Consider the following 13,211-nt stretch of genomic DNA (forward strand, 5'->3'; position numbering starts at 1 on the left):
TTGGCGCAGCCAGGGGAGGGTTGGGGAGGGGTAGGCTTTAGCCCTTGATCCGCCGGTAAAGCCGCTTCCACGCATTCCGCACGGCCTGCACCCAGCCGGGTTCGGCCAGCATCGCGGCCTGTTCGGCGCTGGGCTTCTGTCCGGTCAGGCGCTGGCGCATCTTGACCAGGTTCTTCATGTCGCTGCGGCGCAGCTGGCGGAAGATCGGCCAGTTGCGCAACCAGCGCGGCGCGCGCAGCGCCGAGGTGAAGTCCAGCAGCACCGGCACGCCGGCGCTGACCACCACATTGGTGCCATGCAGGTCGTTGTGGGTGATGCCGGCGGCATGCAGGCGGGCTAGGGCATTCTGCAACTGGTCGAAGACTTCCTGGCTGACGCCCTGCACACCGGCGCTCAAGGTGTCGCCGGGGATGAACTCCATGCCCAGTGCCAGGCCGCCCAAGGTGCCCAGCAGGGCCGGCGCGTGCTTCCAGCCCTGCAGGCGCTTGAGCACCCGGGCTTCGCGGCGAACCAGCAGGCGCGCCACCGGCGACAACGGCGTACCACGGTAGCGCCGGTAATCCTTGACCACAGCCGGGCGCCCGTCCAGTTCGGTGCGGTAGACGTCGGGCTCCAGCAGGCGTTCGCCGCGCTTGAGCAACTGGTTGTCGGGAACAACAGCGTGTTCGCCGTCGAAGCTGGGCAATGTGTTCATGAAAACCTTCCTGACGCGGGCAACGGCGCGGAAAGCGTCTTGCAAAGCCGGTCTAACGTGCCCGGACGGGCGGGGTGTGGCGCAATTATAAAACTGCACAGTCCATGAATTGCTGAATGTAAAAAAAATGTCGGAGCTTTGTGACGGAAAGGATTGTTGCGGGTGCAGAGCTGTTGCGGTCAGGTGTCTTGTGCGTCGTTGGGTCCTGAAACGAAAAACCCCGCGCCAATGCTTGGCGCGGGGTCGTTTTCACAACGCTGGCAGCGGGCTTATTCGCCCAGTGCCTTGGCCACGAACGGCGGGCTGACCAGCACGCCGGTGTGCAGCGGGGCGGTGTAGTACAGGGTGTCGAACGGCTTGGCGGCCGAATCGGCTTCACGGAAGCCGAAGCCGAAACCGGCCTGCTTGCTGGCCACGGTCACCGACCACCAGCCGGTCGGGTAGCACGGCTGCGGGAACGGCAGGGTCTTGAACGACTGGAAGCCGGCCTTGCCCATTTCCGAACGCATGTCCTTGATCAGCTCCAACAGGGCCAGCGGCGACTCGCTCTGCTGCACCAGCAGGCCGTCGTCCTTCAGGGCGCGGAAGCAGCTCTCGAAGAAGGACTTGTTGAACAGGCCTTCGGCCGGGCCAACCGGGTCGGTGGAGTCCACGATCACCACGTCCACGCTGCCCGGGGCGCAGTTGGCCATATAGGCCACGCCGTCGTCGAACAGCAGCTCGGCGCGCACGTCACCGTTGGATTCGCACAGCTCCGGGAAGTACTTCTCGGCCATGCGCGTGACCTGCTCATCGATATCGCACTGGGTGGCGCTTTCCACGCCCGGGTGCTTGAGCACCTCGCGCAGGGTGCCGCAGTCACCGCCGCCGATGATCACCACGCGCTTGGGCGCCGGGTGGGTGAACAGCACCGGGTGGCTGATCATCTCGTGGTAGAAGAAGTTGTCCTTCGTGGTCAGCATCATGGCGCCATCGATGACCATCAACTTGCCCCAGTCGGTGCTGTCGTAGATCTCGATCTTCTGGAACGGCGACTGCACCTCGTCCAGCTTGCCGGTGATGCGGAAACCAATAGCCGAACCGGTCGGCTGGAAGTGTTCGATGAACCAGTTTTCGTTGGAGGTCATGATGATTCCTGGGTGCTGGGGCTGTTCTTCTCCCTTCAGGAGAAGCTGCCCCGGAGTGGCGGATGAGGGTAAGGGCGAAGCCTGTCACAGTCAGGTTTCACGCTTGCCCTCACCCCCGACCCCTCTCCCGGGGGGAGAGGGGAGGTAGTGAGGGCGCGGATTGTAACGGACCCTTGCCCCGCTAGCGTTAGAATGCGCGTCCTTATTTATCCACAGCTGAGAGTTGCTACGCCGATGAGCGATTGGTCCCTCGAACAGGCCCGCAAGACCTATTCGATTCCGCACTGGTCCGACGGGTATTTCGACGTCGATGCCGCAGGCCACGTGGTGGTCCGTCCCGCAGGTGCCCAGGGCACGGCGGTGTCGTTGCCGCAGATTGTCGATTCGGCGCGCGCCGCCGGCGCCAAACTGCCGTTGCTGGTGCGCTTTCCGGACATCCTCGGCCAGCGCCTGGGCAAGCTGCAGGCGGCGTTCGCCCAGGCCCAGTCCGATTGGGACTACGCCGGTGGCTATACCGCGGTCTATCCGATCAAGGTGAACCAGCACCGTGGCGTGGCCGGCACCCTGGCCAGCCACCACGGCGAGGGCTTCGGCCTGGAAGCCGGCTCCAAGCCGGAGTTGATGGCGGTGCTGGCGCTGAGCCGGCCGGGCGGGCTGATCGTCTGCAACGGCTACAAGGACCGCGAATACATCCGACTGGCGCTGATTGGCCGCAAGCTCGGCCTGCAGACCTATATCGTCATCGAGAAGCCGTCCGAGCTGAAGCTGGTGCTGGAGGAATCCAAGGCACTGGACGTGATGCCGGGCCTGGGCGTGCGCATGCGCCTGGCCTCGCTGGGCGCCGGCAAGTGGCAGAACAGCGGTGGCGACAAGGCCAAGTTCGGTCTGTCGCCGCGCCAGCTGCTGGACCTGTGGAAGAGCCTGCGCGACACCGAATACGCTGATTGCCTGAACCTGCTGCATTTCCACATGGGCAGCCAGATCAGCAATGTACGCGACATCGCCAACGGCATGCGTGAAGCCACCCGTTACTTCGTCGAGCTGTCGCGCCTTGGCGCCAAGATCAGCCACGTCGACGTGGGCGGCGGCCTGGGTATCGATTACGAAGGCACCCGCTCGCGCAGCTACTGCTCGATCAACTATGGCCTCAACGCCTACGCCAGCAACATCGTGCAGCCGCTGGCCGAAGCCTGCGAAGAGCATGCGCTGACGCCGCCGCGCATCATCACCGAGTGCGGTCGTGCGATGACCGCGCACCACGCCGTGCTGATCGCCAACGTATCGGAAGTGGAACAGGCCGCCGAAGGCCGCGTGCCGGAAGCGCATGACGACGAGCCGGCGGCGATCCGCCACCTGCGCGAGATTCACGACGAGCTGGACCAGCGTCCGGCGGTGGAGCTGTTCCAGGAAGCCCAGCATTTCCATGCCGAGGGCCTGAGTGCCTATGCGCTTGGCCAGATCGACCTGCCGCAGCGTGCGCGCATCGACGACCTGTTCTACGCCATTGCCAACGGCGTGCGTGCGCGCCTGAGCTACGACGAAAAGAGCCATCGCCCGGCGCTGGATGAGTTGAACGACCGCTTGGTGGACAAGTATTTCGTCAACTTCAGCGTGTTCGAGTCCATCCCCGATGCCTGGGCGATCGACCAGGTGTTCCCGATCGTGCCGATCGAGCGCCTGAACGAGCGTCCCGAACGTCGCGGCGTGATCGCCGACATGACCTGCGATTCCGACGGCATGGTCAAGACCTACGTCGAGAACGAAAGCCTGGACAGCTCGCTGCCGCTGCACGCGGTGCGTCATGGCGAGAGCTACCGCATCGGCTTCTTCCTGGTCGGTGCCTACCAGGAGATCCTCGGCGACATCCACAACCTGTTCGGCGATACCGACGCGGTGGAAGTGGTGGTCGACGCCGATGGCTACGTGATCACCCAGCAGCGTCGCGGCGACACCACCGACGTGATGCTCGACTACGTGGGTTACAGCCTAGATGAGCTGCGCGCCTCCTACCGCAAGCGCGTGGCCGACGCCCAGTTGCCGGCCGATCGCGCAGCTGAGTTGGATGCAGCGTTGGAAGCTGGCCTGACCGGCTACACTTACCTGTCAGACGAACCGCTGGCCTGACAGCAAGCGGTAATCAAAGCCCCTCTCCCTTCGGGAGAGGGGTTGGGGTGAGGGCAAGCTCCAAGCAAGCGAGCCCAACTACGCCCTATCAACCCCGAAACACCTGAAACCCTGCAAACGACTGGCTCACCGGCATCAACTCGATGCGGTTGACGTTCAAGTGTGGCGGCAAGCTTGCCACCCAGAAAATCTGCTCGGCGATGTCTTCTGCCGTCATCGGGCTGGCGCCGCCGTACAACTGGTCGGAGGCGGCCTGGTTGCCGTGCGTACGCACTAGGGTGAACTCGGTTTCGGCCATGCCCGGCTCGATCGCGGTCACGCGCACGCCGGTGCCATGAAGGTCCGAGCGCAGGCCCAGCGAGAACTGGCTGACAAAGGCCTTGGTGCCGCCATAGGCATTGCCGCCCGGATAGGGATACAGGGCAGCGGTGGAGCTGATGTTGATGATGGCGCCACGGCGCTCGACCAGCTTGGGCAGCAGGTGGTGGGTCAGCGTGACCAGCGCGGTGATGTTGGTGTCGATCATGGTGCGCCAGTCTTCCAGGCTGGCGTGCTGGGCCGCGGCCGTACCTTGGGCGAGGCCGGCGTTGTTGACCAGCAGGTCGATGTCACGGAAGGCCGGCGGCAACGCGGCCAAAGCGGCTTCCATGGCAGCGGCATCGCGGATGTCGAAAGCGACGGCATGGATCTTGTCGGCACCGAATTCCTCGACCAGCGGCTGCAGGCGCTCGGCCCGGCGACCGGTGGCGATCACTTTCCAGCCCGCAGCAGCGAAGCGGCGGACGGCGGCGGCGCCGAAACCGGAAGTGGCGCCAGTGATCAGAGCGGTCTTGGACATTGCGGAATCCTTGGGGCAGGGGATGCCGATTTTCGCATTGTGGCGGCGGAAGCGGGAGAAGGGAGAAAGCCAAGCATTGCCTTTGTAGTGCCGAGCCATGCTCGGCAGGGGCTTTACCGCAAAACAAAAAGCTTCCCCTCATCCGCCCCTTCGGGGCACCTTCTCCCGCAAACGGGAGAAGGAATGAAGCAGAGCCAGGCGATGTCTGTAGTGCCGAGCCATGCTCGGCAGGGGCTTTCCCGCAAACCCCAAAGCCCCCTCATCCGCCCCTTCGGGGCACCTTCTCCCGCAAGCGGGAGAAGGGACAAAGCCAAAGCCGAGCGATGCCTGTAGTGCCGAGCCATGCTCGGCAGGAGCTTTCCCGCAAACCCCAAAGCCCCCCTCATCCGCCCCTGCGGGGCACCTTCTCCCGCAAGCGGGAGAAGGGAGTTGTTCGATATTTCTTGCGTCGGCCAAAGCCAAAGCCCCGGGTGCGCTCCGCTTACCCGGGCTGCAACGGCGCAAACAAAAAGCCCCAACATCAAGTGATGTCAGGGCCTGAATGTTCGGAGAGCTTTTCGAGCGACCCATCAGTCGCAATAGCCCCCTTGAGTAAAGGGGGCGCGCCGACAGGCGCAGGGTTGTGGAGAAAACGGGCACGGGGCCCAAAGTTTGCACAGCAAACTTTGGGGTAACACCGCCATCAGCGGTGTTACTGCGCCTTGATCGCCATCGCCTGCAAACCAGTACCGTTGAGCTTGGCCTTGGCTTCGGCCAGTTCGCTGGCGGTGCCATACGGGCCCATGCGCACGCGGTACACGGTGTTGCCGTTGATCTGCGCCGATTCCACCCGTGCCGCCAAGCCCATCATCGCCAACTTGGCCTTGGTCGACTCGGCATCGCCGGAGGCACCAAATGCACCTGCCTGCAGGATGTAGCGCACGTTCTCCGTCGCCGCCGCAGGTGCGGCAGTTGCCACGGTTGCGGCGGGCGCCGCCGCTGCTGGCGCCGGCTTGGGCGCGGTAGCCGCAGGAGCCGGCGTAGCGCTGGCAACCTGGGCCGGGCGCGTTGCGGTTTCGCTGATCGGTGCCGGTTGGCGCGCTGTTTCAGCTACCGGTGCCGGCAACGGGCGTCCTTCCAACGCGGCCTGCGCACGCTGTGCTTCGGTCGGTACAGCGACCGGCGTGGCCGGGGTGGCAGCCGCTGCCGCGCGCGCTGCGGCGGCACGGCGCTGTTCCTCGGCCTTGGCACTGGCGGCCAGTTCGGCGTCGGACATCTGCACTTCCGTACCCGGCAGCAAGGTGTAGAAATCGTACTGGGTGGCTGGCTTCTCTTCCGGCTTGGCGCCGGCAGGCGTGGCTGGCTTGTTCGATTCCACACCGGCGTCGACGTCGGCATCGGCTACCGGCGCCGGCTGTGCGTCCGGGTTCGGTTGCGGGCCTACGCGCAGAAAGCCGTCGCCGTCCTTCTTGAACAGGTTGGGCGCCGCCAGGAACACCACGGCCGCAATCGCCACGCCGGCAACCAGCCACACCCAGCCGGGCGTGCCGTTGTCGTTGTTGCGCCGGGCTTGGCTTTTGCCGCGTCGTGCTGCCATGTCTACTGCGTCTCCAGGTGTTTACATCTTTTCCGGGGCACTGACGCCCAGGATGCTCAGGCCATTGGCCAGGGTCTGCCGTGCGGCGCTGGCCAGGGCGAGCTTGGCGTTGCGCTCGGCGGCATCATCCACCAGCACCGGGGTGCCGTGATACCACGTGTGGAAAGCGTGTGCCAATTCACGCAGATACTGCGCGACCTGGTGCGGTTCCAGCGCGATGCCGGCCGCTTCCACCACTTCCGGGTAACGCGAAATCTCGTTCATCAGTTCCAGCGACAGTTCGTCGTTCAACTTCGACAGCACTGTCAGGCCTTCGGCCTGCTTGTAGTCCAGGCCCTTCTCCTGCGCCTGGCGCAGCAGCGAGCAGACGCGGGCATGCGCGTACTGCACGTAGAACACCGGGTTGTCGCTGCTCTGCTGGCGGGCCAGGTCGATGTCGAAGGTCAGCTGCGAGTCGGGCTTGCGTGCGATCAGGAACCAGCGCACCGCATCGGCACCCACTTCGTCGATCAGGTCACGCAGGGTCAGGTAGCTGCCGGCACGTTTGGACAGCTTCACTTCCTCGCCGCCGCGCATGACCGTCACCATCTGGTGCAGCACGTATTCCGGCCAGCCCTTGGGAATGCCCACGTCCAGCGCCTGCAGGCCGGCGCGCACACGTGCCAGCGAGCCATGGTGGTCGGCACCGAGCTCGGTGATGGCGCGTTCGTAACCACGCTGCCACTTGCTCAGGTGGTAAGCCACGTCCGGCAGGAAGTAGGTGAAGGTGCCGTCGGACTTGCGCATCACGCGGTCCTTGTCGTCACCAAAATCGGTGGAGCGCAGCCACAGCGCGCCGCCTTCCTCGTAGGTATGGCCGGAGCTGATCAGCTGTTGCACGGTCTCGGCAACCTTGCCGTCCTTGTACAGCGAGCTTTCCAGGAAGTAGATGTCGAAATCCACACCGAATGCGGCCAGGTCCAGGTTCTGCTCGTTGCGCAGGTAGGCCACGGCGAAGCGGCGGATTTCATCCAGGTTCTCGGCATCCTTGGCGCCGACGATCTGGCTGCCTTCCAGGTCCACGGTCTGGCCTAGCAGGTAAGCCTTGGCCACGTCGCCAATGTATTCGCCGTTGTAGGCTTCGGCCGGCCACTGCTCGTCACCCGGCTTGAAACCGCGCGCACGTGCCTGCACCGACTTGGCTAGGTTCTCGATCTGCACGCCGGCGTCGTTGTAATAGAACTCGCGCTTGGCGTTCCAACCGTTGACCTCGAGCACGCGGGCAATGCAATCGCCGATCACGCCAGCGCGGCCGTGGCCGACATGCAGCGGGCCGGTCGGGTTGGCCGACACGTATTCGACGCCGACGCTGCGGCCGTTGCCGCTCAGGTTGCGGCCGTAGTCTTCGGCCTCCTTGAGCACGCTGACCACTTCGCGCTGGTAAGCCACCGGCGAGAGTTTGAAATTGATGAAGCCAGGGCCAGCGATCTCGACATTGACGATGTCGTCGCTGACCGGCAACGCGGCTACCAGTGCCTGCGCAACTGCGCGCGGGTTGCTGCGCGCGGCCTTGGCCAGCAGCATGGCGGCGTTGGTGGCGAAATCACCGTGTTCGCGGGTCTTGGGTCGTTCGACCACGAAATCCGGCGGCAGGGTGTCGGCAGGCAAAGTGCCGTTGGCGCGCAAGGCTTCGATGCCTTGGCCGATGAGGGCGCGGAGTTGGGGTTTCACGTGACTATTCTGCTTGAAGCGCGGAACTGACCATTTTACCTGACCTGCGGCACGGCCGCCCCAAGGGCCGCAGGCCGGGGGTCAGGAATGTCAAAAAAACAGAAAGATGGCCCGCTCAGGCTGATTGAGACCGGTTGCGCCGCTCAGCCTTGCTCGCCGCGTTGTGCGGCAGTCGGTACGCGCTGGAACGGATGGCGCCGGCCCGAGCGCCCCGGGCCTGTGGGCATTGGACCGAAAGCCTGCAGCCCCCGCCGGGTGCCGTGCCAGCTCGCCCAGCCCGTTCAGACCCAACCCCGTGCCGCCAACGACACCGGCGCACCGTCGCCGATCACGAAATGGTCCAGCAGGCGGATATCCACCAGCGCCAAGGCCTGGCGCAAGCGCTCGGTGATGGCGCGGTCGGCCGCCGACGGTTCAGGATTCCCGGAGGGATGGTTGTGGCCGACGATCAGCGCTGCCGCGTTGTGGGCCAGGGCCTGGCGCACTACTTCGCGCGGGTGGACCTCGGCGCTGCCCACGGTGCCTGTGGATAACTCCTCGAAGGCCAAAGCCCGGTGGCGGTTGTCCAGGAACAGCACGGCGAACACCTCCTGCGGGCGGTGGCGCAGGCGTTGCGCGAAGTAGCGGCCGGCGGCGGCCGGGTCGGTCAGCGCCTCGCCGCGTTCCAGGTCCGCGGCCAGATGGCGCCGGCCCAGTTCCAGCGCCGCACTGAGCTGACAGGCACGGGCAGGGCCCAGCCCCGGCAGTTTTGCCAGCTGCGGGGCACTGCGGTCCAGCAGCACCCGCAGCGGGCCGTGGCCCTGTAGCAGTTCGCGTGCGGTCTGCACCGCATCGCGGCCGCGCAGGCCCGAGCCCAGGAAGATCGCCAACAGTTCAGCATCGGAAAGCGCGGCCGCCCCGCGTGCAAGGAGTTTTTCGCGCGGGCGTTCAGCACTGGGCCAATCACGGATATGCATGCGTCGCAGATTCACCGCTATTTGCCAAAAACTGGATCAGGCGTAACAAACCCTTCGGTTAAGCTAATGATTCTTCTGTATCTAGGACTATCCCCCCGTGACCAGCGTTTCCCCCACTTCCCGCCCCTTGGAAGGACAGAAGCTGCTGCTATGCGTAGGCGGCGGCATTGCCGCGTACAAGTCGCTGGAGCTGGTGCGACGGCTGCGTGATGCCGGCGCCGCCGTGCAGGTGGCGATGACGGCTGGCGCGCAGCAGTTCGTCACGCCGCTGAGCTTCCAGGCGCTGTCCGGCCATCCCACTCGCACCACCCTGTGGGACAGCGCCGCCGAGCAGGCCATGGGCCATATCGAGCTGGCGCGCTGGGCCGACCGCATCCTCATTGCCCCGGCCACCGCCGACCTGCTGGCACGGCTGGCGCATGGCAATGCCGACGATCTGGTGACCACGCTCTGCCTGGCCACCACCGCGCCGCTGACCGTCTGCCCGGCCATGAACCACCGCATGTGGCTGCATCCGGCCACCCAGGCCAACATGGCCCTGCTGCGCGAGCGCGGGGTGCAGGTGATCGGGCCCGAAGACGGCCCGCTGGCCGAGGGCGAATCCGGCCCGGGCCGGGTCAGTGAGGCACCGACCATCATTGCCGCGCTGGCGGCCAAGCTGGCACCGCAGGCAGCGCCCAAGCCCGGCCGCCTCAACGGCATGCGCGTATTGATCAGCGCCGGCCCCACCTATGAAGACCTGGACCCGGTGCGCTACGTCGGCAACCGCTCCAGCGGCAAGATGGGCTACGCCCTGGCCGCCGCCGCCGCCCGCCAAGGCGCGCAGGTGGTGCTGGTCAGCGGCCCGGTGCAGCTGCCCACCCCGGCCGGGGTGCAGCGCATTGATGTGCGCTCGGCCGCGCAGATGCGTGAGGCCGTGCTGGCCGCGTTGCCGGCCGATATCTACATCGGTGCCGCCGCCGTGGCCGACTACACGCCGCGCCAGGTGTCGCCACAGAAGCTGAAGAAAACCGCTGGCACCCAGACGCTGACCCTGGAGCTGGTGCGCACCGCCGACATCCTGGCCGAAGTCGCCGTGCAGGAGCAGGCACTGAAGCTGGTGGTGGGCTTTGCCGCCGAAACCCACGACGTGGAGAAGTACGCGCGCGGCAAGCTGGCCGACAAGCACCTGGACCTGATCATCGCCAACCAGGTCGGCATTGCCGGCAATGGCTTTGAAAGTGACCAGAATGCGGCCGTTGCCTACTGGGACGGTGGCCTGCGCGAGTTCCCGGGCACCGCCAAGACCCAGTTGGCTGAACAGTTGTTGGATCTGATTGCAGAGAGGTTGGACGCATGAGTAATGGACTGCAGCCCTTGCAGGTGAAGTTGCTGGACCCGCGCTTCGGCGACAGCTGGCCGCTGCCGGCTTACGCCACCGAAGCCAGCGCCGGCATGGACCTGCGCGCGGCGACCGAAGTTGCTTTGACCCTGGAACCCGGTGATGCGGCGCTGCTGCCCAGCGGCATCGCGATACATATCGCCGACCCCGGCCTGTGTGCTGTGGTTTTGCCGCGCTCGGGGCTGGGCCATCGCCACGGCATCGTATTGGGCAATGGCACGGGTTTGATCGATGCCGACTACCAGGGGCCCTTGCTGATCAGCGTATGGAACCGTGGTCGCGACGCATTCACCATCGAGCCGGGCGACCGCATCGCGCAATTGGTGGTGATGCCGATTGCACGCGTTGCATTGCAGGTAGTGGATACTTTCATTGACAGTGCACGTGGAACGGGTGGATTCGGCCACACCGGGGTGCGCTGACAGGGGGAAACGCACGATGAGCCAAGGGAATGAAAGCGGGCGGCAACGTCCCGCACTGGGTCGTTCAACGCCATTGCTGGCGGTGCTGTTGCTGCTGTTGGCCGGTTGGTTCGGCTGGAGCGCGGCGGACCAGTGGATGCAGTCGGGCACCAGTGCCGGGCTGGAGCAGTCCCGCGACCAGGCGGTGGCCGAGGTGCAGAAAGCACTGGACGCCCAGACCGCACAGTTCGGCAAGCAGCTGGCGCTGGAGCCGGTGAAGGCCGCCTTGGCCAGCGGCGATGCGACCGCGGTCGCCTTGGCTGTACGCGACAAATGGAACGGCGTGGAAGACGCGCAGGTATTGGATGCCACCTTGGCCGAGGCCTATGCCGAGCCGGCCACGTTCGGCTACTCGCGCCTGGCTCTGCTTGAGCAGGCAATGGCCGCCGGCCAGCCGACGGCGAAGGTGGTCCGCGATGGCGGCAGCCCGCGTTTGGGCCTGGCCGCACCGGTACTGCTGCAGGGCAAGCCGGCGGTGATCTATATCCGCCAGCCGCTGACCCGGCTGACCTCGGTATTTGACGGCATCGATTCGCCGGCCAGTGCCTTCCTCGGCCTGCGTCAGGGCGGTTTCACCATCGTCCAGAAGGGCTCGACCGATCTTGGCAAAAGCGCCGATGCACTGGCGCGTCCGGTCGGCGACAGCGGCCTGCGGGTAGTTGCCGAACTGCCGGATGCCAACGCGGGTCTGCTCGGCCTTGGGCCAATTCCCAGCGCCATTGTGGCGGTGCTGTTGCTGGCCACCGCTCTGCTGTTGCTGCTGGGGCGCAAGCGCCTGATGAACCTGCCGGCGCTGCGCAAGAACGCGGCTCAGGCCGATGACACCGGCCCAACCTTGCAGGAAGCGCTGGAACAGGACCCGCAGCCGTTGCCACTGTCGGCCAATGCGCGCGCTGGCGATCAGCCGCCGGCGCAGGCTGAGCCGGGTGCCGAAGCGGTGTTGCCGGGCATTTTCCGCGCCTACGACATCCGTGGCGTGCTTGGCACCGAGTTGAATGCCAGTGTCGCCACGCTGATCGGCCAGGCCATCGGCAGCGAGATGCAGGCACAGGGGCTGCGCGATGTGGTGGTGGGCCGTGACGGTCGCCTGTCTGGCCCGGAGCTGTCCGACGCCCTGATCACTGGCCTGCGCCGCGCCGGCTGCGATGTGATCGATATCGGCATGGCACCCACGCCGGTGGTGTACTTCGCCAGCTATCACCTGCGCGCGGGCAGCTGCGTGGCGGTGACCGGCAGCCACAACCCGCCGGACTACAACGGTTTCAAGATCGTCATTGGTGGCGAAACCCTGTCCGGCGACACCATCACCGACCTCTACAAGCGCATCCAGGAAGGCCGCCTGCAGCGCGCCGACAGCGAGGGCAGCCTGCAGCAGCGTGAAGTCATTGACGATTACGTGCAGCGCATTGCCGACGACGTGCAGCTGGACCGCCCGCTGAAGATCGTCGCCGATGCCGGCAATGGTGTTGCCGGTGCGGTGGCCCCGCAGCTGCTGGAAGCCATCGGCGCCGAAGTGATTCCGTTGTATTGCGATGTGGATGGCAACTTCCCCAACCACCATCCCGACCCCAGCGATCCGCACAACCTCGAAGACCTGGTGCAGATGGTCAAGCGCTTCGACGCGGACCTCGGCGTGGCTTTCGATGGCGATGGCGACCGCCTCGGCGTGGTCACCAAGGACGGCAAGATCATCTTCGCCGACCGTCTGCTGATGCTGTTCGCCGCCGATGTGCTGACCCGCAACCCGGGCGCGATGGTCATCTACGACGTCAAGTGCACGGGCAAGTTGTCGGACTACATCCTGCGCAATGGCGGCAGCCCGATGATGTGGAAGACCGGGCATTCGCTGGTCAAGGCCAAGATGCGTGAAACCGGTGCCGAGCTGGCCGGCGAGATGAGCGGCCACTTCTTCTTCAAGGAGCGCTGGTACGGCTTTGACGATGGCCTGTATGCGGCCGCGCGCCTGTTGGAGATCCTGGCCCAGCGCGAGGAAGAGCCGTCCGAGGTATTGGACGAATTGCCGGATGCGGTGTCCACGCCGGAGTTGAAGGTGGCGGTGGAAGAGGGCACCCAGCATGCGCAGGTGGCCTTGATCGTGGCGACCGCACAGCTTGAGGACTCGGCGTTCTCGGGTGCGCGTATTTCGACGATCGATGGCCTGCGTGCCGACTTCAATGATGGTTGGGGCCTGGTGCGCGCGTCCAACACCACGCCGGTGCTGGTGCTGCGCTTCGAGGCCAATGATGAAGCGGCGCTGGAGCGGATCAAGGGCGTGTTCCGCGAGCAGCTGCTGCAGGTATTGCCGACGGGGACCGAACTGGGTTTCTGATCGGTTCTTGCGTGA

Annotated in this window: 10 protein-coding genes; 4 read left to right on the top strand and 6 right to left on the bottom strand. The window is 65.5% G+C overall.

The features are described from left to right. Positions 1-37: 37 nt before the first annotated feature. Both ABB27_RS15280 and speE read right to left on the bottom strand, forming a co-directional pair. Positions 38-694 carry an RIO1 family regulatory kinase/ATPase domain-containing protein gene (locus ABB27_RS15280; RefSeq protein ID WP_057629649.1) on the bottom strand — a complete coding sequence of 219 codons (657 nt, stop codon included), beginning with the start codon at positions 692-694 and terminating at the stop codon, positions 38-40. A 269-nt stretch (positions 695-963) separates the two neighbouring features. Next, complete coding sequence (gene speE, locus ABB27_RS15285; protein WP_057629650.1) at positions 964-1,821, bottom strand: polyamine aminopropyltransferase; 858 nt, start codon at positions 1,819-1,821, stop codon at positions 964-966. A 234-nt stretch (positions 1,822-2,055) separates the two neighbouring features. Here speE and speA point away from each other — a divergent pair, with 234 nt between their 5' ends. Then, positions 2,056-3,945: an arginine decarboxylase gene (gene speA / locus ABB27_RS15290; protein WP_057629651.1), complete on the top strand. Its 1,890-nt coding sequence runs from the start codon at positions 2,056-2,058 to the stop codon at positions 3,943-3,945. Positions 3,946-4,033: 88 nt separating this feature from the next. Here speA and ABB27_RS15295 read toward each other — a convergent pair whose 3' ends face one another. The 4 genes from ABB27_RS15295 to radC form a co-directional block, all read right to left on the bottom strand. Next, entirely contained in the window at positions 4,034-4,783 is a 750-nt protein-coding gene (locus ABB27_RS15295; RefSeq protein ID WP_057629652.1) for an SDR family NAD(P)-dependent oxidoreductase, read from the bottom strand. A gap of 691 nt (positions 4,784-5,474) precedes the next feature. Further along, positions 5,475-6,359: an SPOR domain-containing protein gene (locus ABB27_RS15300; RefSeq protein WP_057629653.1), complete on the bottom strand. Its 885-nt coding sequence runs from the start codon at positions 6,357-6,359 to the stop codon at positions 5,475-5,477. A 21-nt stretch (positions 6,360-6,380) separates the two neighbouring features. Beyond that, positions 6,381-8,069, bottom strand: coding sequence for an arginine--tRNA ligase (gene argS, locus ABB27_RS15305; RefSeq protein WP_057629654.1), 1,689 nt, complete (start codon positions 8,067-8,069; stop codon positions 6,381-6,383). A gap of 281 nt (positions 8,070-8,350) precedes the next feature. Further along, the gene (radC, locus tag ABB27_RS15310) at positions 8,351-9,025 is read right to left on the bottom strand and encodes a RadC family protein (RefSeq protein ID WP_057629655.1); all 675 of its coding nucleotides are present in this window, start codon (positions 9,023-9,025) and stop codon (positions 8,351-8,353) included. A 97-nt stretch (positions 9,026-9,122) separates the two neighbouring features. Here radC and coaBC point away from each other — a divergent pair, with 97 nt between their 5' ends. Genes coaBC through ABB27_RS15325 form a run of 3 tightly spaced genes read left to right on the top strand, consistent with a single transcriptional unit; the run spans position 9,123 to position 13,196 of the window. Then, positions 9,123-10,364, top strand: coding sequence for a bifunctional phosphopantothenoylcysteine decarboxylase/phosphopantothenate--cysteine ligase CoaBC (coaBC, locus tag ABB27_RS15315; protein WP_083491342.1), 1,242 nt, complete (start codon positions 9,123-9,125; stop codon positions 10,362-10,364). Next, positions 10,361-10,828, top strand: coding sequence for a dUTP diphosphatase (gene dut / locus ABB27_RS15320; RefSeq protein WP_057629656.1), 468 nt, complete (start codon positions 10,361-10,363; stop codon positions 10,826-10,828). Before coaBC ends, dut begins: the two co-directional genes overlap by 4 nt. 16 nt (positions 10,829-10,844) lie before the next feature. Then, positions 10,845-13,196 carry a phosphomannomutase/phosphoglucomutase gene (locus ABB27_RS15325; RefSeq protein ID WP_057629657.1) on the top strand — a complete coding sequence of 784 codons (2,352 nt, stop codon included), beginning with the start codon at positions 10,845-10,847 and terminating at the stop codon, positions 13,194-13,196. Positions 13,197-13,211: the final 15 nt, after the last annotated feature.

It is taken from the genome of Stenotrophomonas terrae (genome assembly GCF_001431465.1).
Classification (GTDB): domain Bacteria; phylum Pseudomonadota; class Gammaproteobacteria; order Xanthomonadales; family Xanthomonadaceae; genus Stenotrophomonas; species Stenotrophomonas terrae.

Excerpts from the sequence above, each read along its gene's own strand:
- ABB27_RS15295 (WP_057629652.1), bottom strand. The coding sequence starts at position 4,783 with ATGTCCAAGACCGCTCTGATCACTGGCGCCACTTCCGGTTTCGGCGCC.
- radC (WP_057629655.1), bottom strand. The coding sequence starts at position 9,025 with ATGCATATCCGTGATTGGCCCAGTGCTGAACGCCCGCGCGAAAAACTC.
- speA (WP_057629651.1), top strand. The coding sequence starts at position 2,056 with ATGAGCGATTGGTCCCTCGAACAGGCCCGCAAGACCTATTCGATTCCG.
- ABB27_RS15300 (WP_057629653.1), bottom strand. The coding sequence starts at position 6,359 with ATGGCAGCACGACGCGGCAAAAGCCAAGCCCGGCGCAACAACGACAAC.
- speE (WP_057629650.1), bottom strand. The coding sequence starts at position 1,821 with ATGACCTCCAACGAAAACTGGTTCATCGAACACTTCCAGCCGACCGGT.
- dut (WP_057629656.1), top strand. The coding sequence starts at position 10,361 with ATGAGTAATGGACTGCAGCCCTTGCAGGTGAAGTTGCTGGACCCGCGC.
- ABB27_RS15280 (WP_057629649.1), bottom strand. The coding sequence starts at position 694 with ATGAACACATTGCCCAGCTTCGACGGCGAACACGCTGTTGTTCCCGAC.
- ABB27_RS15325 (WP_057629657.1), top strand. The coding sequence starts at position 10,845 with ATGAGCCAAGGGAATGAAAGCGGGCGGCAACGTCCCGCACTGGGTCGT.